General features: G+C 46.3%; 20 protein-coding genes. 8 read left to right on the forward strand and 12 right to left on the reverse strand.

Annotated elements, in window-relative coordinates; translation table 11 throughout:
- Positions 1-72 precede the first annotated feature (72 nt).
- Positions 73-1,737 (reverse strand): ABC1 kinase family protein, encoded by a 1,665-nt coding sequence (locus tag ABU615_RS09135; RefSeq protein ID WP_370388610.1) that lies wholly within the window; start codon positions 1,735-1,737, stop codon positions 73-75.
- Between the two features lie 94 nt (positions 1,738-1,831).
- On the opposite strand from ABU615_RS09135, the gene ABU615_RS09140 reads away from it, so the two are divergent.
- Both ABU615_RS09140 and ABU615_RS09145 read left to right on the forward strand, forming a co-directional pair.
- Positions 1,832-2,350, forward strand: a complete 519-nt coding sequence (locus ABU615_RS09140) for a C40 family peptidase (RefSeq protein WP_367577800.1) — start codon at positions 1,832-1,834, stop codon at positions 2,348-2,350.
- Complete coding sequence (locus ABU615_RS09145) at positions 2,350-2,568, forward strand: hypothetical protein (protein ID WP_100139765.1); 219 nt, start codon at positions 2,350-2,352, stop codon at positions 2,566-2,568. Before ABU615_RS09140 ends, ABU615_RS09145 begins: the two co-directional genes overlap by 1 nt.
- Positions 2,569-2,828: 260 nt before the next feature.
- Here ABU615_RS09145 and ABU615_RS09150 read toward each other — a convergent pair whose 3' ends face one another.
- The 3 genes from ABU615_RS09150 to ABU615_RS09160 form a co-directional block, all read right to left on the reverse strand.
- Positions 2,829-3,353, reverse strand: coding sequence for a hypothetical protein (locus tag ABU615_RS09150; protein ID WP_367489237.1), 525 nt, complete (start codon positions 3,351-3,353; stop codon positions 2,829-2,831).
- A gap of 141 nt (positions 3,354-3,494) precedes the next feature.
- The gene (locus tag ABU615_RS09155) at positions 3,495-4,121 is read right to left on the reverse strand and encodes a BON domain-containing protein (RefSeq protein ID WP_267391276.1); all 627 of its coding nucleotides are present in this window, start codon (positions 4,119-4,121) and stop codon (positions 3,495-3,497) included.
- 31 nt (positions 4,122-4,152) lie between these two features.
- Positions 4,153-4,740 carry an SIS domain-containing protein gene (locus tag ABU615_RS09160; RefSeq protein WP_267391275.1) on the reverse strand — a complete coding sequence of 196 codons (588 nt, stop codon included), beginning with the start codon at positions 4,738-4,740 and terminating at the stop codon, positions 4,153-4,155.
- A 239-nt stretch (positions 4,741-4,979) separates the two neighbouring features.
- Here ABU615_RS09160 and rsmI point away from each other — a divergent pair, with 239 nt between their 5' ends.
- A complete protein-coding gene (rsmI, locus tag ABU615_RS09165; protein WP_370388878.1) occupies positions 4,980-5,864 on the forward strand; it encodes a 16S rRNA (cytidine(1402)-2'-O)-methyltransferase in 885 nt (294 codons plus the stop codon).
- A 144-nt stretch (positions 5,865-6,008) separates the two neighbouring features.
- Positions 6,009-6,938, forward strand: coding sequence for a peptidoglycan DD-metalloendopeptidase family protein (locus tag ABU615_RS09170; RefSeq protein ID WP_100139770.1), 930 nt, complete (start codon positions 6,009-6,011; stop codon positions 6,936-6,938).
- A 342-nt stretch (positions 6,939-7,280) separates the two neighbouring features.
- Here the strand turns inward: ABU615_RS09170 and ABU615_RS09175 are convergent, their stop codons facing one another.
- Positions 7,281-7,838, reverse strand: a complete 558-nt coding sequence (locus ABU615_RS09175; RefSeq protein WP_367489227.1) for a cysteine hydrolase family protein — start codon at positions 7,836-7,838, stop codon at positions 7,281-7,283.
- 105 nt (positions 7,839-7,943) lie between these two features.
- Here ABU615_RS09175 and ABU615_RS09180 point away from each other — a divergent pair, with 105 nt between their 5' ends.
- Positions 7,944-8,336 carry an Lrp/AsnC family transcriptional regulator gene (locus ABU615_RS09180; RefSeq protein WP_370388879.1) on the forward strand — a complete coding sequence of 131 codons (393 nt, stop codon included), beginning with the start codon at positions 7,944-7,946 and terminating at the stop codon, positions 8,334-8,336.
- A gap of 9 nt (positions 8,337-8,345) precedes the next feature.
- Here the strand turns inward: ABU615_RS09180 and ABU615_RS09185 are convergent, their stop codons facing one another.
- Together ABU615_RS09185 and ABU615_RS09190 are read right to left on the reverse strand one after the other, a co-directional pair.
- Positions 8,346-8,921, reverse strand: coding sequence for a hypothetical protein (locus tag ABU615_RS09185; protein ID WP_367489222.1), 576 nt, complete (start codon positions 8,919-8,921; stop codon positions 8,346-8,348).
- A gap of 198 nt (positions 8,922-9,119) precedes the next feature.
- Entirely contained in the window at positions 9,120-9,755 is a 636-nt protein-coding gene (locus ABU615_RS09190; protein ID WP_100139773.1) for a flavin prenyltransferase UbiX, read from the reverse strand.
- Between the two features lie 238 nt (positions 9,756-9,993).
- On the opposite strand from ABU615_RS09190, the gene ABU615_RS09195 reads away from it, so the two are divergent.
- Entirely contained in the window at positions 9,994-10,491 is a 498-nt protein-coding gene (locus tag ABU615_RS09195) for a hypothetical protein (RefSeq protein WP_100139774.1), read from the forward strand.
- 87 nt (positions 10,492-10,578) lie between these two features.
- Here ABU615_RS09195 and ABU615_RS09200 read toward each other — a convergent pair whose 3' ends face one another.
- A complete protein-coding gene (locus ABU615_RS09200) occupies positions 10,579-11,742 on the reverse strand; it encodes a polyamine ABC transporter substrate-binding protein (protein ID WP_370388880.1) in 1,164 nt (387 codons plus the stop codon).
- 323 nt (positions 11,743-12,065) lie between these two features.
- On the opposite strand from ABU615_RS09200, the gene alaS reads away from it, so the two are divergent.
- Together alaS and ABU615_RS09210 are read left to right on the forward strand one after the other, a co-directional pair.
- Positions 12,066-14,693, forward strand: a complete 2,628-nt coding sequence (gene alaS, locus ABU615_RS09205) for an alanine--tRNA ligase (protein WP_370388881.1) — start codon at positions 12,066-12,068, stop codon at positions 14,691-14,693.
- Between the two features lie 87 nt (positions 14,694-14,780).
- Complete coding sequence (locus ABU615_RS09210) at positions 14,781-15,398, forward strand: phospholipid-binding protein MlaC (protein WP_100139778.1); 618 nt, start codon at positions 14,781-14,783, stop codon at positions 15,396-15,398.
- Positions 15,399-15,454: 56 nt separating this feature from the next.
- Here ABU615_RS09210 and ABU615_RS09215 read toward each other — a convergent pair whose 3' ends face one another.
- The 4 genes from ABU615_RS09215 to ABU615_RS09230 form a co-directional block, all read right to left on the reverse strand.
- Positions 15,455-15,706 (reverse strand): GlsB/YeaQ/YmgE family stress response membrane protein, encoded by a 252-nt coding sequence (locus tag ABU615_RS09215; RefSeq protein WP_100139779.1) that lies wholly within the window; start codon positions 15,704-15,706, stop codon positions 15,455-15,457.
- A gap of 292 nt (positions 15,707-15,998) precedes the next feature.
- Positions 15,999-16,205: a hypothetical protein gene (locus ABU615_RS09220; protein WP_100139780.1), complete on the reverse strand. Its 207-nt coding sequence runs from the start codon at positions 16,203-16,205 to the stop codon at positions 15,999-16,001.
- Between the two features lie 279 nt (positions 16,206-16,484).
- Entirely contained in the window at positions 16,485-17,735 is a 1,251-nt protein-coding gene (gene glyA / locus ABU615_RS09225; protein WP_100139781.1) for a serine hydroxymethyltransferase, read from the reverse strand.
- 328 nt (positions 17,736-18,063) lie between these two features.
- A complete protein-coding gene (locus tag ABU615_RS09230) occupies positions 18,064-19,581 on the reverse strand; it encodes an acetyl-CoA hydrolase/transferase family protein (RefSeq protein WP_267391265.1) in 1,518 nt (505 codons plus the stop codon).
- Positions 19,582-19,742 lie beyond the last annotated feature (161 nt).

The raw sequence follows: 19,742 nt of genomic DNA on the forward strand, positions 1-19,742 counted from the left end.
CTTCTATATGAATATATATTTTAATGGAAACGGGTGGGGTTTAACAAGGGTAACTTTGGGGTGAGATGGGTGTCAGTGCCGGCCTGAGCGCCATATAGACCAGATGACCCACAGGCTGTTACTGAATGCGAGCAGATAGCCAATCAGGCCGAAAAAAGACAAGCCGAAGATTTTTGGACCGGCGTTGATGTTCATTACGATGGAAGAACCGATAATCAGTGCCGCGGTAACGATCCCCATGGTTAGCCGGTTGGCTACTTTGTCTAGCTGGTTGTTGAATTTGTCGATATGCTGAATATTGATGCTGACGGGAAGTTGGCCATGCTGAATGCGCTTATTTAGTTGCAACAGGTTTTGAGGCAGGCTGTTTATGAGTTGTGAGAGTAGGTGCAGCTGCATTTTGCTGTGACGCCAGAATGTGCGGGTGTTGAAACGCTGGCGTAATACGTTGTGAATGGAGTTCTGGGCATGGCTAAGAAGTTCGAAATCACCGTCTATCTGTTTGATGACGCCATCAAGCGTAATTAAGCATTTGAATAAAATTACTAGGTCGGCCGGCAATGTGAGGCCGTGTTCGCGGATGATGTAGGTGATATCATTGATAATCTGGCTAATGCTGATATCGCCGCTGCTGAGCTGTTCATAGTTGAGCAGCATTTCGAATACGTCGCTGCCGAGCTGATTTTCGTTAAGTGGTTCGCCCTGTGCCCAGTTGGAGAGAATATATTGTAAAGCAAACTGGTCGCGTTCCAGCAGAGCTTGAATAAGGGAGATGATTTCCTGATGGCGCTGCTGGCTTAGGCGGCCGATAAGGCCAAAGTCTATTAGGGTGATACGGCCATCGTTTCGCACTAAGATGTTACCGGGGTGGGGGTCTGCATGAAACAGGCCGTGCTGTAATATCATGTCGAGTAAAATATCAACCAGTGCGGCAGCAAGCTTGCGTCGCTGTTCTTTGCTCCAGCTGCTGAGAGCAAGATTTTTAAGTAAAGTATCGTCAATATATTCTTGTACCAGTATTTGACGGTTAGAATACGCCGCATAAGTTTGCGGTATATGGATTTGCTGTTGGTGGTTGTAAAGACGGGCAAAATGTTGCATATTGCGTCGTTCAGCAGTGAGATCTGTTTCTTTTTCAAGTGAGCGGGCAAAGTATTGCACCATTTGTACCGGATAGTAGCGTCTGGATTCAGGTATTTCTGATTCCAGTAGCTGAGCTATGTGGTTAAGAATACGCAGATCGGCGGCTACGGTGGATTCTATTCCCGGTCGTTTCACTTTGATGGCGACCTGCTCGCCGCTGCTGAGTGTGGCTCGGTGAACCTGTGCGATGGATGCGCTGCCGATGGGCTGAGCTGCTATGTGGCTGAAGATGCTTTCCAGTGGCTGGTTGAGCTGAGCCTGAATGATGTTTTTGATTTCTATGATGGGAAGAGGATGGGTATTGTTTTGGAGTTGAGCAAATTCCTCCGTCCATTCTTCTCCGAAAACATCTGTACGGGTGGCGAGTATTTGTCCGAGTTTGATGAATGTGGGTCCCAGCTCTTCAAAGGCAAGGCGCACGCGCCGCGGTGTACTGAGATAGCCCTGCTGAGCCGATGGGTCGGTATGTTTGTACCGGCGTATCGGCAGTTTGATACGAACAAGAAATTCACCCAGACCGTGTTTGGCCAAAATGGTAAGAATTTCACGCATACGAGTCCAGTCGCTAATGCGGGATGAGCTGGGTGAAAACATATGATTATGTCCCGAACAAAGTCTGCTTACAGGATAGCAGAATTGTTTGATGAACAGATGGAATAATGTTGGCATGAAGTGGATAAAAAAATTAATGAAAACGGCAACTGTATGTCTATGCGCCGGTTTCATTCTGGTGCCGCCGGTGATGGCGGCGCCTGACGAGGGATTGGATAATGCTGCACTGGAGCGTCTGATTCGTGACAGAACAGCAGCACCAGCCGTACGTACGGGTGATGATGCCAGTGACCTGATTATGAATGCGATGGGGTTGCTTGGGGTGGCCTATCACTTTGGTGGTAATTCACCCACCAGTGGGCTGGATTGCAGTGGATTTATGCAATATATTTTCCGCCGCAGTATGGGGGTGACGCTGCCGCGTAGCTCGCGCCAGATGGCTACGGTGGGTGAAGTGGTAAGCCGTGCTGCACTGCAACCGGGTGATCTGGTTTTTTTCAGCCCTGGCGGTGGTGGGATTTCGCACGTGGGTATGTATATTGGTAATGGTAGAATGATTCACGCGCCTCGTACGGGCAAGAATATCGAAATTACCAGTATTGAGCAGGGGTACTGGTCTAAAGCTTTTGTAACGGCGCGCAGGGTGAAACATTGATGAAACCTTTACCTCCGATGCCCAGATGGGTGGATGATGCCGGTAATGTGGTCTCTTGCACGGAAAAAATTAAAGTGATGCAGCAGAATATGCAAGAAATCTATGAGCTGGCACAGGAAGCCTTTGAAGATGGATTGCTGATGGGTTGTCAGGAAAAGCAGCTGCGTGCTTATCTGGCTGAATTGATGGCTACATTGGATAATCCCTATCAGAAATAAGTTTAGCTGTATCTGAACTTTGCTGGCAGCTAAATACAGGATTACGATTTATTCCGTTGTAGCGGCGTGTTTTGTGCAGCTTCAGTGTGCGGTAATTACATGGTAATGGGCGATGTAATGTACCATTACATATGTATGCTCTTGCCGATATTTTGCAGTAGCTGCTTAGGCAGGTGTCTGGATTGCATGTTTTCAATGTAAGCTGACAAAAAACAATGCCCGTCTTAAGGACGGGCATTGTTGTTTATACCGGAGTGTTATCAGAACAGGTTGTCTAATGGTTTGCCATTGGCACTGTTGTTGGATGATTTGGGTTTAGGTGCAGGAGCTGGTGCTGCTGGGGTTTCCGGATTGTTGTCTCTGTTGGTAGCAGCAGGTGCATTGGTGGGTACCAGTGGCTGTAATTCTTCGTTGTCCGCATTGGCTTTTGGCTTAGTGCTATTTTTTATAGGTGTGGCCGGAGTCTGCGGAGCTGAGGCGCTGTCATTGTTATCACTGTCAGAAGCAGTGGTGACGGTAGCATTGGGAATAAATACCGGTGATTGCGCGGTATTGTTATTTCCGGGAGCACCATTGGGTGTAAGAATTTCAAAACTAGCCTGTGAGGCATAGCCGGCAGTATCCGGTGCGTTATTCAGCACCTGCCAAGCGTGAAAAACAAACCAGACAACAAAAATGGCTAGAATCAGAAACAGGCTGAGAAGGATTTTAGTAAAGGTGCTTAGACCAGCTTTAACCGCGTTTTTTTTGTTTTTTCTTTCGGGTGCGGTGGGTTTTGTGCTCATGATGTGGTAATCCTTTAAGGGATATCGTCGGGTGTAAGGCAGTTATTATACGCAAATTTGTGTTTACGCTAATCAGATACTTTACCCTGGTTGCTGCAACCGGCCGTTTGTGAGCATTTGATTGCAGCAGCTGGGCGATTATCAGGAACTGGCTGCTGTGGTAGTGGGGGTGTTTTCAAAGGTCTGATATAGAGTAACCACTTTTTGCACGCCGGAGGTGGTGCTGATGGCTGCGGTGACAGCCTGCTGTTCTGCTGGTGTCAGAATACCCATGACGTAGGTAACACCGTTAAAGGTAACAACCTTGACGTGATTTGGTGAGACGCCTTTGGTATTGAGCAGGTTGGAACGGACTTTTGATGTAATCCATGTGTCGTCCGTCACATGGCTCAATTTACGGTTCTGACTGGCGATGTCTATGTAGTTGTAAACTTTCTGTGCAGCAGGCTGAGCACGGGCTACGCGTTCCACGAGATTTTTGTCATTTTCGTTGGCTACTAGTCCGAGTAGCAGGATTTGCCGATTGTAGCTGATAACGGATAAGGTTGGCTGGAATTTGCTTTCCTGTGCTTGGCTGTTGAGATAGGAAATGGCGCCATCGTGAATGCGTACTTCCATTATTTTGTCATCGGTCTGAGCGCCGGTAGTGCGCCGATCGGTGACTGACAGGGTGCCAACGGCAGCTCCGCCTACCAGAACAGCTGGACAACCTGTGAGGGTGGTGGTCAGACACAGCCCCAATGCCAGGGCAGACAAGTATTTTTTCATGAGATACACCTGTAATTTGTATTGATGCTGTTTATAAACCACCGAGCAATAATTGGTCAATCTGTGCGCACAGGGCATGAATGGTAACCTGATGTGCTTCAAGTACGCGCAGGGGATGGTCTCCAGGGACGTTTAGCCACAGGTCATCATCGTGTAGCAAGGCGGCTACTTCGCCACCACTGCCGCCGGTAATGGCCAGTACACGCATATCGCGCTCATGGGCAGTTTTGATTGCACTGACGAGATTTAGGCTCTGTCCATCGGCTGAGAGTACGCATAGCATATCGTGCTGTTTGCCGAGCGCATGAATCTGTTTAGCAAAGACATCTTTGGGTTCGCTATCTGTCAGCGTGCTGATTACGGAAGGATTGGTACAGAGAGATAAGGCAGCCAGAGCCATGCGATCCTGTTGCAGGCGGGTAACCATATAAGCGGCCAGTGTGTTGGCCAGAGAAGCATAGGCGCCATTGCCGGCTATCAGCAGTTTGCCATCGCTCATCAGAGCCATGAGGATGCCCTGAGCCACTTCGGCAATGGGTTCTGCCAATAAATCAGCGCATTCGTTTAGTAGCTGGGCGCTATCGACAAAGTGTTGATGGGCGGAAATGGGTTCTGTCATATAAGTTTATGTGTCAATTAATATGAATTTGCGCTTTGTGCTTTGGGCAGATAAGGCAGCCGGATAAAGTGCCCGTTGTTGGGCTAAATAGTATTTCTAGTGGTGGTCAGGTATTTCCGGTTGGTGCTTGAATACGAATGCAATGTGACATCGTGGTATAGTATTCATTTAAGGCTGAGTGCTGCCGGTATTCTGCCTTGACACTTAAATGATCACTTAACCAGATTACGGATTAATAAATGCAAGTCCATTACCAGAAAGCTGTTGCCAGCATTGTACCGCAAACCCTTTATGTAGTGGCTACTCCAATTGGTAATCTGGCTGATCTAAGCTTTCATGCTCTGGCTGTGTTGTCGCGAGCTGATTTGATTTGTGCCGAAGATACGCGGGTAACTCAGCAATTGCTGCGGGCTTATGGTATTTCGGGCAGGCTGATTAGTGTGCGTGAGCAGAATGAGCAAAGTATGGCGCAGCGGGTGATTGATGCACTGGCAGCAGGGGAAGTTGTGGCACAGGTTTCGGATGCCGGTACACCGGCGATTTGTGACCCCGGTGCCCGTTTAGTTACGCGGGTGCGAGAAGCTGGATTTGCGGTATCACCTGTGGCTGGTCCCAGTGCGGTGATGGCTGCTTTAAGCGTGGCTGGAGTGACGGAATCTGATTTTTATTTTGCAGGTTTTGTGCCGGCCAAAAGTGGCGAACGTCAGCAGCGTTTAAAGGAGTGGCAAAAAGCAGTTTGTCCGGTGGTGATGTTTGAAACTCCGCACCGGATTATGGATACGCTGGCACAGATGGCTGTGTTGTATCCTCTGCGTAGTATGCTTTTGGCGCGTGAAATTAGTAAAACGCATGAAACTTATATAACGGGTACGGTGGCGCATATCCAGACGGTTTTACAGACGGATGCTAATCAGAAACGTGGCGAGATGGTACTGGTGTTGCATCCGGCCGAAGTTGAAAAGCAGGCGGATTTGTCTGCTGAGGCAATCCGTGTGATGCAGATCTTGGTGCAGGAACTGCCTACCAAGCAAGCCGCCGCTTTGGCTGCGGAAATCAGTGGTGAGAGTAAAAAAGCACTGTATGACTGGGCAATTGCTGAAAAAAACAGCCTGAATAATACATAATTATTAGGACATGTTAAAATAGTTTAACCTTGATGCTATTTTACACAATGCTGGGCATTGTTTATGATAATGTCTGAATTGGCTGTTGCCGCCGCTATCGCGCTGGCACCCCCTGAACATTGCAATGATTTAAGGTAAACCGTTATGTTGAAAAAAAACGTAATTCGTTCCAGCTGGTGTTTGCTGGTGCTGGCATTAGGTGCCTGTACTATTTTCAAACAACCGGCAGCACCGACAGAAACGGGCAGCAGTAACGCCGGTACTGCTGCTACCACTGCCGACAATCCTTATGGTGCCCCGCCTTATACACCACCGACAGACACGCCTCCGGCTTATACGCCCAATGCTGGCGCCACAGCCACTGGTTATGTAGGCAATTATTCACCAGTTGATATCAATGCTGCTACGCATACGGTACAGCGTGGTGACACGGTATACAATATTTCAAAACGTTATCAGATTACGCAGGATAATTTGCGTGCCTGGAATAATCTGGCTGATAACAATATTCGTCTGGGGCAGGTGCTGCGGGTGAAACCGGCTGGATATGTTGCACCGGCCGGAAGCAAAAATACCACCACTACGGTAACGACGCCGGTAAGCACAGCGAATGTGACAACGACCACCAGTACGACCACGACGACTACGCCATCTAGCTCTACTACTGTCTCAACAAGTAAAACCGTAAGCACTGGTGGTGTGCGCAGTGTAAGCGGTATTGAATGGCAGCGTCCGACTGCCGGTAATATCCTGCAAAGCTTCGGCGGCAGCAGTAAGGGAATCGATTATGGTGGCAATGCTGGCCAGCCAATTATGGCTGCCGCTTCCGGTAAGGTGGTGTATGCCGGTAATGGTTTGCGCGGCTATGGTAATCTGATTATTGTGCAGCATAATCAAACCTATCTGACTGCCTATGGCAATAACCAGAGTATTATGGTGAAAGAAGGCCAGCAGGTGAAACGTGGTCAGCAGATTGCCACAATGGGTAGCACTGATGCTAAGCGGACTCAACTGCATTTTGAATTACGTGAGAATGGTCAGCCGCAGGACCCAAGCCGCTATATCCCAATGTAAGCAATCAAATCCAATCAGCAGATTGGCACTGAAAAGCATCTGTTTTCTGAATTTGAAAAACAGATGCTTTTTTATTTTTGTTAATTTGAAATTTTACATCTACTTTTTTGCGAATAACTAATGGTATTCGTGGCTATTTGTGTATATTACAGTACCGGTATATTTGTTTTTAAAATTTCAGAATAATCACAATATAATAATCACAATATATTGACAGTTTTAATATAAAAACAATAGGTTGAAGGCTGATAACTGCCTTGTTGTCTGACAATTATGTGTCAAACAGACGGGCAGTTATTTCTTTTTATTTGTGATGGCTAATAAAAAAGCAAAAGAAATGATTTAGGCATTGGATGGATTTAAGAACTGGCTGGCGAACTGGATGTCAGCAAAAAAACTCAAAGCCGCGATAAAGCTATGCTGTACATTTTTTGCCGGTATCGTCTCGCCATTCAGTTCGAGATTACGTGTGGCACAGGCGTCGGCAATTAGAATAGGTTGAAAATTAAGTTCTGCTGCTTGGCGGGTAGTGGAATCTATGCACATATGGGTCATCATTCCGCAGATAACCAATTGTTCTACTGCCTGCTTTTGTAGCTGCGTTAGTAGATCGGTTTGTACAAAGCTGTTGGGGAAATTTTTGCGGATAATCCATTCTGTCTGAGTGGCGATGGGCATTAGCTGTGGATGAAGCTCTATTCCATGGCTATCCGGCAGGAAAAAAGTTGCATTCTTACGAATGTTAATATGTTGAATATAGAATATTGGTAGCTGCAGCCGGCGAAACTGTTGGCGCAATCTGAGTATATTTTCCAATGCCATTTGTGGCTGATGCAATGCCATTTTTCCTTGGGGGAAATAATCATTTTGCACATCGATGATAAGGAGTGCTTGTTTCATATATGTTTTCATGTTTGTTGTGAGACTTCTATTATCTGTAATTAGCATGCAATACTGAACGGGTATATGAAAGCAGTAGGCAGGATTTATTTTCAGGATGAAAATATGGATAAAAAAGACCGGGCAATTGTGGATTTGTTGAAAATCAATAGCCGGATGTCATGGAAAGAAGTTGGGGAAAAAGTATTTCTGAGTGGTCAGGCAGTGGGGCTAAGGGTACAGAGCCTGCTTGATAGAGGCGTGATTGAGCGGTTCACGGTGTCAGAATATTCTGAGTCAGAACAGTTTATTACAATTTATATGAACGGCAGCCGGTTTGGGGAATTTGAAAATATGGTCAGTCGCTTTGCTGCGGTAGAGGCTCTGCACAAAATTACAGGGGACGGCTGTTATTTTATCCATACTCGTTTTGCTGCTGCAGAACTGGAGCAGTTTTTGCAGCAGGTGGCGTTGTATGCCCGATATAAAGTTAGTCACAATCTACGCAGAATTAAATGAGTGCTGGTTTTAAATCTGGTGGCAGGGAGCCAGTAGGCTGCTTTCGCTCAGACAATGCATACGGGCAAAATCGATGCTGTTTTGTAGCAGTCCTTTATCTTCTTCACATTGTGCTTCTGTTTCGATAATCAACATCTGTTGCGGCCGGCCGGCATGCAAACTCATGCGCATTTGTGCCTGAGTAAAGGGAAGGTTGTGCTTTTGTGCAAACATACGAGCGCGGCTATTGGCCGTTTTCAACATGGGGATTAAGGTAATATCCAGGTGAAAAATGCGCACGCCCATTACCAGGATACGGGCAGCAAACCAGTCTGCTTCTTCACTGATAATGTCTGGTGTAGGTTGATCAGAACTGAGCCGCTGTGCGGCTATTAACATGGCTACCATCCGCAGCTGTGGAATCAGTGCTTCACTAAGCATGTACGGGCTTTGAAATTGTGGCTGAAGCTGTAACAGGTCGCTTCTGTGCTGATTGCCATCTACAATCATATACCAGCGCTGAAGTTGTGGTACAGGTGCTTCAGTGTGCTGCATTCGTTTCTGCGGTAATACCGGCATTTTATTCTCCAATAGTTGTTGATTCATTGTTATTGCCTTAGTGTACGAGGCGTTTATGGTATAAAAAAACCGCCTCGGATTGGCCGGGCGGTTCACTTTGTTTTTGCTTATGTTTTTTAAATAAACGCAAAAAGGCACCGCACCGAGGTGTGGTACCAATAATAAGCAAAAGAGAAAGTGTGTTTGGTTTTCATTTTTATACAGTAAAACATTCAATGAGTGGTGTCAATAATTATTTTCTTCGCCCCAACGCGCTATCAGCCGGTGCGGAATCTGCAACTGATCCAGAATACGTGCTACCACAAAATCTACCATATCTGCTACGCTTTGCGGATGCTGATAGAAAGCCGATACCGGTGGTAGGATACAGACGCCTAGACGTGCGAGTTTAAGCATATTTTCCAGATGAATGGCTGAAAGCGGCGTTTCTCGCGGTACGATTATCAGTGGTCGCTGTTCTTTGATGCAAACATCGGCAGCACGTTCGAGCAAATGATCTGAGGTACCGGCAGCAATGGCGGCAACACAGCCCATGCTTGCCGGACAGATGATCATGGCATCTGCGGGATTAGAACCGGAGGCGGGTGGAGCAAACCATTCATCACGGCCAAATGCGGTGAGTTGAGATGGGTCGACCCCGAATTCACTACATAAAGCTGCGGTACATTGCTTGGCGTTGGTAGGTAGATGCCAATTGATTTCCTGCTGTGCCACTATCTGTGCAGCTTGTGAGTACAATAACCAGACTTTGATATTTGCTTGCAATAGGCAGGCCAGTAGTCTTTTGGCATAAGGCATGCCTGAAGCGCCGGTTAAGGCGAGGGTGACGGTTTTTATGGGTCGGGCTGCTGAAAAAATCATGATAAGACTGGTGTGTGGCAAGATATGGCTGTTATTATAGCCACTTTGCTTTCGATATTACATTTGTTATGCAGGTGTTTTATGCATTGGCAAAGATTAATCAATTAATCATTATGTTATGCCCATGAAGTTATTACAACTGGGCAGATTCAGTAAACCTGCTGCCTGTTGGCGGGGAAAAATTATGTCTGGGTTCAGTTTGGCATAGAACCTCTAGGCATCCAGTGGAAAATCAAACATGTTGTGGAAGAATTTATTATGGTGGCCTTGTCTGTGTGCCAGCATGTTGGTGGGGTGTGCTCAGGTCACACCTTATGCGCAAGAAGAGCGCGAATGTGATTCAGAGGCTATGGCCAAAGCTTTATTGCAGGCTGACCAGCCCATAGGCAGTAAAGGTTTTCGCTGTGCGGTAGTCACAAAAGATGTGACGGTGCTGAAACCGGAACGTAGTACTCCGCCGGAAGTGAGCCTGAATATTGACCGGCCTGCTATCGAAGTCAGCAAGTGTTTGCATGATAAGTTGCAGTCTCGTTTTAATTTGCCTCGTGAATTTTACAGAATAAGCAGTTATCCGAATGGTAGTCAGACGCTGGCGCTGGTTAATCCATTTACCGGCAAAGAAGGGTTGCAGATAGATGTGGTTAAAGCGGGTATGTCGCAGAGTACGGTTAATTTGTATGCAAATGGTATGACGCTGTCGCAGGCATGGCGGAAATTTCCTGAGCTGTGTCGCTAGCCGTGTAAAATTTCTGTCTCGGCGGCCGGCAATACAAAACCCCTCATTACTGAGGGGTTTTGTTTTAAGCAAATATAGGCTAATGTTTTATTTGCCTGCTTTGAGATTTTGCCATAAGCGCAATTCGTATTTCAGAGTATCGGATTTGGCCGGTAAAACGAGATAGCTGTTGGCCAGCACTTCATCTGATGGGAAGATGCTGCTGTCTTCGCGATATTCTTTTTTCATCAGTTGTTTTGCTGGCAGGCTGGCGGGTGCATAGGTAACATGGTTGCCATTGCGAGCAGCAATCTGGGGTTCGAGAACCCAATTTAAATAGCGGTAAGCATTTTTCAAGTTGGCGGCATCTTTGGGAATGGCCAGAGTATCCACCCATAGAGATACGCCTTGTTCAGGAACTAAAACTTGAATATCTTTTTTACCGGTGGCTTCTAGCCGACGACGTTTGGCGATATTTAAATCGCCACCAAAGCCGATGGCCACGCAGACATCTCCTCGAGCCAGATCGTCGATGTAGCCTGAAGAAGAGTAGCGCAGCACGTTGCTGCGGTTGGCTTTGATGAGATTGGCAGCCATGTCTATATCGTCTTTGCTTTGGCTGTTGGGATCTTTACCTGCATAGTGCAGTGCCAGCGGAATCATTTCTACAGGGCTGTCCATGTAGCTGATGCCGCAGCTTTTCAGTTTGTCTGTATATTTCGGATTGAAAACCAGATCCCAGCTATTTTCTGGCATTGGGGTGTCACCCAGTGCGGCATTGACTTTATCAATGTTAATGGCGATGGTATTCATACCCCAGTAATTAGGGACAGCATATTGGTTGCCCGGATCGACATCTTTTAATAAATCAAGTAATTTCGGGTTAATGTTTTTCCAGTTGGGTATCAGGCTCTTGTCTAGCGGCTGATAAGCGCCAGCTTTAATCTGTCGGCCGACAAAGGAGTTGGACGGACCAACGATGTCGTAGCCAGACTGTCCGGTTAGGATTTTGCTTTCTAGTGTTTCGTCGCTGTCATAATAGTTGTAGGTAACTTTTATGCCGTATTTCTTTTCAAATTCACTGATGGTTTTTGGGTCCACATAATCAGACCAATTGTAGATTTTCAGTGTTTTAGTTTCGTTCAATGTGCCGGTGCTGCTGGCCGCTACGGCAGAAGCCGGCTTGGTGCTGCTATTTTCATGAGAACCGCTGCAGGCGGCCAGTATGCATAAAATCAAACTGGATAAACTCAGGCAGGCTGTGTTTTTCATGTTTGTCCTTTTCAAAGATGCGCCTGTTTTAGGCTGGCATGGTGATGGGGTATGATCACCTTGTAACTTCATATTCTGTGTGCTTAGGGCTAACTATACCGTAATCGGGTAGGGGTGTTGTCGGATTTGTCATTTTGGCATGGTTTTTAACCAGTTCTGGTATGCTTATGCGTAAAACTGCGGTAAGATAAGCACATGATTTTAACAAGGGCGGTAGTTGGGATAGTTTATCCAGTGTCCTGTTTTTAATATCCATATTCAGGCAGTCTGTGTGTATACAGACTGCCTGAATACGATTAATCGCCCGTTCAACTGAAACTACCATGAAAACAGCAGATTTACGTTCTAATTTTCTTAAATTTTTTGCCAGTAAGGGGCATCAGGTGGTGCCGTCTTCTTCGCTGGTTCCACCTCAGGATGATAAAACCCTGTTGTTTACCAACGCAGGCATGAATCAGTTTAAAGATGTGTTTCTGGGTTTTGACAAGCGTCCGTACAGTCGCGCAACCACGGCACAGAAATGTGTACGCGCCGGTGGTAAGCACAACGATTTGGAAAATGTAGGCTACACTGCGCGTCATCATACGTTTTTTGAAATGCTAGGCAATTTCAGCTTTGGTGATTATTTCAAACATGATGCGCTACATTTTGCTTGGGAATTCCTGACGAGTAAGGATTGGCTTAATCTGCCAAAGGAAAAGCTGCTGGCTACCGTTTATGCAGATGATGATGAAGCCTATGATATTTGGTTGAATGAAATCGGCCTACCGGCAGAAAAAATTATTCGCATTGGCGACAATAAAGGTGCGCGCTATGCTTCGGATAATTTCTGGCAGATGGGTGATACTGGCCCTTGTGGTCCATGCTCAGAAATTTTTTACGACCATGGTGAACATATTTGGGGAGGCCCTCCGGGTAGCCCTGAGGAAGATGGTGACCGTTTTATCGAAATCTGGAACTGTGTGTTTATGCAGTATAACCGCGATGAAAACGGCAATATGAATCCGCTGCCAAAACCTTCGGTTGATACCGGTATGGGACTAGAGCGCGTGTCTGCGGTATTGCAGCAGGTGCACAGTAATTATGAAATCGATTTGTTTGTGCATTTACTGCATGCTGTGGCTCGTGTGGTTGGCGTGCCTTACAGTCAGGAAGTACCCAGCCTGAAGGTGATTGCCGACCATATCCGCTCTTGTGCCTTTTTGATTGCTGATGGTGTACTGCCGAGCAATGAAGGACGTGGCTATGTATTGCGGCGCATTATTCGCCGCGCGGTACGCCATGGCTACAAACTGGGCTGTAAACAGGCGTTTTTCCATTTGCTGGTAGCTGATCTGGTGCAGGAAATGGGTGCGTCCTATCCAGAACTGGTAGAAAAACAGGCACAAATCAGCGAGGTGCTGAAACAAGAAGAAAGCCGTTTTGCGCAGACGCTAGAAACGGGTATGGCCTTATTGGAAAATGCTTTGCAGGATGGTGGTAATACGCTTGCCGGTGAAGTGATTTTCAAGCTGTATGATACTTATGGATTCCCTTATGATTTAACTGCTGATATTGCCCGTGAACGCAATATTAGTCTGGACGAAGCAGGGTTTGAGCGCGAAATGGCTGCTCAGCGTGCGCGTGCGCGTGCGGCGCAGAATTTCAAAGCCAATACCCAGTTGGCTTATGATGGAGCAGATACTGAATTCACTGGTTATCATGAGCGTCAGAATGAAAGCACGATTTTGGCTTTGTATAAAGACGGTGAGGCAGTTGAACAGTTGCACGCAGGTGAAACTGGTGCCGTGGTGATTGATTTCACGCCATTTTATGCCGAATCTGGTGGTCAGACAGGTGATATGGGCTATATTTTTGCTGGTGAAAACCGTTTTCAAGTAGATGACACGCAGAAAATTAAGGCAAAAGTGTTTAGTCAGTTTGGAGAAATGGTTTCTGGCAGCCTGAAAGTCGGCGATGCGGTTACTGCTCAGGTAGATAGTGTTTTGCGTGAAGCAAGTATGCGTAACCACAGTGCGACTCATCTGATGCATCGTGCCCTGCGTGAAGTGCTGGGTACGCATGTTGAGCAGAAAGGCTCGCTAGTGAATGCAGAGCGTACACGCTTTGATTTCTCACATACGCAGCCGGTAACCAGCGCCCAATTGGCAGAAGTGGAACGCCGTGTAAATCAGGCTATTGTGGCCAATGTGCCGGTTTGTGCTCAGAATATGAATTTTGATGATGCCATTGCCGCTGGTGCCATGGCGCTATTTGGTGAGAAATACGGCGATGAAGTGCGTGTATTGAGCATGGGTGAATTTTCCACCGAGCTGTGTGGTGGTACTCATGTGGCACGTACCGGTGATATCGGACTGTTCAAGATAGTATCTGAGAGTGGTATTGCCGCCGGTGTACGTCGCATTGAGGCGGTAACCGGCTTGAATGCTCTACAGTATGTACAACAGCAGGAAGATTTGCTGAAAGCCGCAGTAGTGGAGGTGAAGGCTCAGACTGCTGAAGACCTAGTGCCTAAACTGCAAAGCATGCACAGCCAAATGAAACAGCTGGAAAAAGCACTGAGCGAAGCCAGAACAGAGCTAGCCAAACACGCGGGCAGTGCGCTGCTGGCACAGGCTCAGGATGTGGGCAGTGCGCGGCTAATACTGAACCAGATTGATGCAGACAGTAGTGCGTTGCGTGATATCGCTGCTGATTTGGTTTCACAGGGTGAGAATATTGTGGTGGTATTAGCTGCTGTAAATGATGGTAAAATTGCCGTTACTGCAGGTGTATCGAAAGCCCTGAGTAAAACAGTTAAAGCAGGAGAGCTGGTTAATTATGTGGCTGCGCAGGTTGGTGGAAAGGGCGGTGGCCGTCCTGATTTGGCACAGGCAGGCGGCCATGATGTGGCAGCGTTGCCGAAGGCACTGGCCAGTGTAACTGACTGGTTAGCTGCTAAAGCAGTGTAGAGATATTTCGCAGATGAATACAGCAAACGGTTTATGGAAGATAATTACATAAGCCGTTTTTTTTGCTTACCAATAGGAGAATGAAAAATGCAGAGGTATGTTAAAGCTTGTCTGGCTGCGTGGATGCTGATGGTATCGGTGTGTACGTTTGCCGCTACGCAAGAACAGCTGGCGCAACAGCAATTGCAGCAGAATGTGGATGCGGTGTTGTCGGTAGCACGTGACAAAAGTCTGAACGAGCAGCAACGAATCAGTCAGATTGAGCGCTATGCGGATCAGTATTTGGATTACGAGCGTATATCTGCTTTGGCTGTAGGGTTGCCGTGGCGGCAATTTACTGCGCAGCAGCGGCAGGATTTCAGCGCTGCTTTCAAGAATATGATTGTACGAATTTACGCACATTCTGCTTTGATGGGTGCCAGCAATGCAACGGTAAAAGTCCTGCCCAAAGTGGTGAATCAGGGTAATAACAAACTGGAAACCTTCACTGAGATTGTCAGTGCCAGTGATAAACATTATACCGTGGGTTATCAGATGTATTATTCTAATGGTGTATTCAAGATTTATAATTTTCGTGTGAACGGCACTAGTTTAGTGACGGTCTACCGTAATCAGTTTGATCAGTTAATTCAGCAGCAGGGTATTGATGCAACGATTGCTCAACTTCGGGAAAAGGGGCTGGGTAAGGTGCAGATGAAGAAGTAAAGATATATTTGTTGAAAAAACGGTGGCGAATATGTATTCGTCACCGTTTTTTTATTCTATAATGGCCGGTTTTTAATTTTGCCGTAAATAAACAAAATAATACAGGCGAAGATAATCGAAGCGATTAAACCGGCTTTTTCTCCTGCATGATACCAGCCGAAAGCCTGACCAACATATCCAGCGAGTAAGGAACCACCAATACCCAGTAGTGTGGTAACAATCCAGCCAATTTGTTGTTTGCCTGGATAAATCAATTTGGCAATCACGCCAATGATGAAACCTACTACAATTGTCCAGATTAAGCCCATGTTGTACTCCCTGAAAATAAGGAAACTTTATCTTAATCCTTGAAACTTATGAGATGTTCGTTACTGATGTAAAATCACTAATTGAAATGCTTATTTTAAATCAATATGTGTTATCAGTATGTTATGTTTTGGGTAGTAAGGCGGTTTTTTGGTATGAGAATGAAATTTTAGTTTATGTTTGATGATGCATCGAAACAAGAAACGTGAGTGAATATCAAATGGCAAATATTGATGAGATGGACGAAAAAAAAGCATAACTGAAAAGTTATGCTTTTTGATTATTACTCACTATTTAGTGATTACCAGCATAGGTATTAACAGTGCGGTATGGAGTGTTTTCAGGAGTTGAATCAGAAACATGAGTATTCTGGCCATTTTGAGCAGTAGATTCTGCAAAATTGCGCACATCGGTAGTGTCATTTTGAGAATTAGCCAAAGCAAAACCAGCAGTCATTGTTAAAGATGCAGCCAATAAAGCAGTAGAAACTAATTTTTTCATTTTGTTTCCTTTCAAATTTTATTATCAAGATACCTTAAATCTTAAAAGCAAAGTGTAAACTTTGCTTTTGCAATGAGGCTATATTAATACTTTATTGGTATTTTGATAATATCTGATTAGTTAAAGCTGGTTTTCCTGTAAGGAAATCCATGTTGATGTTTATATCATTAGAAAACAGATTAAAACATCATTTAATCGATATTAAAGTAGCCTTATTTGAGTATAAATATTCTATAGTATCTAAGCAATAACTAGATATTAAGAATTTAATAATGTTGTTTATTTTCCATAAACGGGTAATCTATTGCAAATTTTCTGTACTTTTTCAGCCACCTCTGAAATTACCTGCTGATTATCTGCATTGTCCAGTACGTCGGCAATCAAATGACCTAGCTCGCGGGTATCGGCTTCAGTAAAGCCGCGGGTGGTAATGGCGGCGGTACCTAGACGAATACCTGAGGTGACAAACGGTTTTTCTGGGTCGTTGGGAATGGCATTTTTGTTCACAGTGATGTGAGCCTGTCCCAACACTGCTTCGGCAGTTTTTCCGGTCAGTTTTTTCGGCTGTAAGTCCACCAGAAATACATGGCTTTCTGTGCGTCCGGATACGATGCGCAAACCACGTTCAATCAGGGTTTCTGCCAGTACCTTGGCATTGGCTTTAATCTGACGGGCATACTGTTTGAATTCTGGCTGCAAAGCTTCTTTAAATGCCACGGCTTTGGCGGCAATCACATGCATCAGTGGGCCGCCTTGCAGGCATGGGAAAATAGCAGAATTAAGCGCTTTGGCATGTTCTTCGCTGCGGCACATAATCACACCACCGCGTGGGCCGCGCAGGGTTTTATGGGTAGTGGTAGTGACAAAATCGGCAAACGGTACTGGATTTGGGTATTCTCCGCCGGCTACCAGACCAGCGTAGTGTGCCATATCCACAAACAGATAGGCGCCAACTTTATCGGCAATGGCACGGAAACGTGCCCAGTCGATTTCCAGTGCATAGGCAGAAGCGCCAGCGACAATCATTTTCGGTTTGTGCTCAAGAGCCAGTTGTTCTACTTGTGCGTAATCGAGGATTTCGTTTTCATCCAGGCCATAGGTAATGGCATTATATAAGCGTCCGGAAATGTTGACGCTGGCGCCATGAGTGAGGTGGCCGCCATGAGCCAGTGACATGCCCAGAATGGTGTCACCTGGTTGCAGCACACTGGCGTACACTGCCTGATTGGCTTGTGAACCGGAGTGTGGTTGCACATTAACATAGGTAGCGCCAAATAGTTGTTTGAGGCGGTCTATGGCCAGTTGTTCCACTTCGTCTACGTATTCACAACCGCCATAGTAGCGTTTGCCTGGATAGCCTTCGGCATATTTGTTGGTTAGCTGGCTGCCCTGAGCTTCCATTACAGCGCAGCTAACATAGTTTTCTGAGGCAATTAATTCCACATGATCTTGCTGGCGCTGGTCTTCGCGGGCAATGGCTGCGGCTAGCTGTGGGTCGAATTTTTCGATGGTTAACGCTTTGGAAAACATGGCGGTCTTTCCTTTTATGAAAGTAGAGAAATAAAGAGAGTGCTGTATGCAGCGAATGAGATTGAGTCGCGCTTATTTTAACTGATAGTGATGGCTGTGTGGCTGAATTTGATGCCTTGCCATGATGAAGGGAATTCATACAATGCGAATGTTTTGCAGTCAGGGTCAGACTGTGGGAAAAATTATTGTACAAAATGCTGTGCAGATGTAGTACTTAATACTGCCGAGTATAGGATACGAAACTATTAGTTGGCTGATGGTGCGTGTTGATTAAATAAACAAACAGCCCTGAATGATTCAGGGCTGTTTGGATACGGTATATGATGAATTACATTTTCATAGAACCGGTTTTTAGGAAATGTTCGTGCCAGCTTAAGGCTTCCGTCAGGATGTGTGGCGTATGAATACCTTTTGCGGTCTGCAATGCACGATCATAATAATCTTGCAACTGGTCGCGATAATCAGGATGTGCACATTTTTCGATAACCACTTTTGCACGCTGCCGTGGAGCCAGTCCGCGTAGGTCGGCCAGACCTTGTTCGGTAACAATAATCTGTGTATCGTGCTCGGTGTGGTCAACATGCGATACCATCGGCACGATGCAGGAGATTTTGTCATCCTTAGCAGTAGATGGGGTAACGAAGAAGTTTAGGAAGCTGTTGCGAGCAAAGTCGCCGGAGCCGCCGATACCATTCATCATGCTGGTACCCATTACGTGCGTAGAGTTGATATTGCCGTAAATGTCCGCTTCAATCATGGAATTCATGGCAATAATGCCTAAGCGGCGTACCAGTTCAGGATGATTGGAAATTTCCTGCGGACGCAGAATAATGCGTTCACGGTAAAAATCAATATTGTCGGCAAAGTCTTTGAATGCTTTGGCAGACAGAGAGATGGCTGTAGCGGAGGCGGTGGCCATTTTACCTGCGCGCAGCAAGTCTAGCATGCCATCCTGTAATACTTCAGTATAGCCGAAAAGATTTTCAAACGGACCGGTTAACAGACCAGCCAATACAGCATTGGCCACATTACCTACGCCGGACTGAATCGGCAGCATTTCTTTCGGTAAGCGTCCCATTTTGATTTCCTGAGACAGGAAGTCTACGATGTATGCGGCAATCTGTTTGGATTTGTCATCGGGTTCGCTGAATACATTGTCGCGGTCTGGAGCATTGGATTCTACAATGGCTACCACTTTGTTTAGATCGACTTTCATGTATTTTTCACCGATGCGGTCGTCTGCACGGGTCATGTTGATTGGAGTGCGATGAGGCGGAATGGCATTGCTCACCGGGATGTCGTGCATGCCTTCCATCTGTACCGGCAGACCGGTATTCACTTCCAGAATCACTTTATCGGCCATATCCAGCCAAGTCTGGTTGTTACCAATGGCAGTAGACGGAATCAACAAACCATCTTCGGTGATGCCCAGCACTTCGATAATAGCCACGTGCATGTGACCCAGAAAGCCAAACCAAGCTTGCTGCGCAACATGTGATAAATGCATGTCGATGAAGTTGACATCGCCATTATTGATTTCCTGCCGCATGTGGCGGTCGGTATTGAAGGGCAGGCGCTGATTAATAGCATGTGCATCAGCCAGAACGCCATCACACTCAGGTGCTGTAGACGCACCAGTCCAGACATTGATTTTGTACGGCCGGCCGGCAGCGTGTTCTGCACGAGCAAAATCGGCAATTGCCTGCGGTAATACTTTAGGGTAGCTGGCTCCGGTAAATCCGCTCATGCCAACATTGGCATCATTTTGAATCAGGGTTGCAGCCTGAGCAGCAGACATCAGACGGGAATGAAGTGAGGTATAACGGATGCGATCCTGTACGGACATCGTGTTTTCTCCTTATTAAATCAAAAATGCCTGACCCTTGCCTGGCTAGAGTGAGGCGTGAAGGATAAATGTTGTCTTTGCCGTTTATCTCTTTCGGAATGAATGAGAAGACGTAATGACGCTATCAACGGTGTGCATTTTACTGTAAATAATTGTCTTAT

The sequence above is a fragment of the Snodgrassella alvi genome, from assembly GCF_040741455.2.
GTDB lineage: Bacteria > Pseudomonadota > Gammaproteobacteria > Burkholderiales > Neisseriaceae > Snodgrassella > Snodgrassella alvi_E.

Bases quoted from the DNA above. Each gene is read 5' to 3' on its own strand.
- ABU615_RS09200 (WP_370388880.1), bottom strand. From the start codon at position 11,742: ATGAAAAACACAGCCTGCCTGAGTTTATCCAGTTTGATTTTATGCATA.
- ABU615_RS09175 (WP_367489227.1), bottom strand. From the start codon at position 7,838: ATGAAACAAGCACTCCTTATCATCGATGTGCAAAATGATTATTTCCCC.
- ABU615_RS09140 (WP_367577800.1), top strand. From the start codon at position 1,832: ATGAAAACGGCAACTGTATGTCTATGCGCCGGTTTCATTCTGGTGCCG.
- ABU615_RS09220 (WP_100139780.1), bottom strand. From the start codon at position 16,205: ATGAAAAAATTAGTTTCTACTGCTTTATTGGCTGCATCTTTAACAATG.
- ABU615_RS09135 (WP_370388610.1), bottom strand. From the start codon at position 1,737: ATGTTTTCACCCAGCTCATCCCGCATTAGCGACTGGACTCGTATGCGT.
- ABU615_RS09210 (WP_100139778.1), top strand. From the start codon at position 14,781: ATGCAGAGGTATGTTAAAGCTTGTCTGGCTGCGTGGATGCTGATGGTA.
- ABU615_RS09190 (WP_100139773.1), bottom strand. From the start codon at position 9,755: ATGATTTTTTCAGCAGCCCGACCCATAAAAACCGTCACCCTCGCCTTA.
- ABU615_RS09215 (WP_100139779.1), bottom strand. From the start codon at position 15,706: ATGGGCTTAATCTGGACAATTGTAGTAGGTTTCATCATTGGCGTGATT.
- ABU615_RS09230 (WP_267391265.1), bottom strand. From the start codon at position 19,581: ATGTCCGTACAGGATCGCATCCGTTATACCTCACTTCATTCCCGTCTG.
- ABU615_RS09185 (WP_367489222.1), bottom strand. From the start codon at position 8,921: ATGAATCAACAACTATTGGAGAATAAAATGCCGGTATTACCGCAGAAA.
- glyA (WP_100139781.1), bottom strand. From the start codon at position 17,735: ATGTTTTCCAAAGCGTTAACCATCGAAAAATTCGACCCACAGCTAGCC.
- ABU615_RS09180 (WP_370388879.1), top strand. From the start codon at position 7,944: ATGGATAAAAAAGACCGGGCAATTGTGGATTTGTTGAAAATCAATAGC.
- rsmI (WP_370388878.1), top strand. From the start codon at position 4,980: ATGCAAGTCCATTACCAGAAAGCTGTTGCCAGCATTGTACCGCAAACC.
- ABU615_RS09155 (WP_267391276.1), bottom strand. From the start codon at position 4,121: ATGAAAAAATACTTGTCTGCCCTGGCATTGGGGCTGTGTCTGACCACC.
- ABU615_RS09150 (WP_367489237.1), bottom strand. From the start codon at position 3,353: ATGAGCACAAAACCCACCGCACCCGAAAGAAAAAACAAAAAAAACGCG.
- ABU615_RS09170 (WP_100139770.1), top strand. From the start codon at position 6,009: ATGTTGAAAAAAAACGTAATTCGTTCCAGCTGGTGTTTGCTGGTGCTG.
- ABU615_RS09195 (WP_100139774.1), top strand. From the start codon at position 9,994: ATGTTGTGGAAGAATTTATTATGGTGGCCTTGTCTGTGTGCCAGCATG.
- ABU615_RS09160 (WP_267391275.1), bottom strand. From the start codon at position 4,740: ATGACAGAACCCATTTCCGCCCATCAACACTTTGTCGATAGCGCCCAG.
- alaS (WP_370388881.1), top strand. From the start codon at position 12,066: ATGAAAACAGCAGATTTACGTTCTAATTTTCTTAAATTTTTTGCCAGT.
- ABU615_RS09145 (WP_100139765.1), top strand. From the start codon at position 2,350: ATGAAACCTTTACCTCCGATGCCCAGATGGGTGGATGATGCCGGTAAT.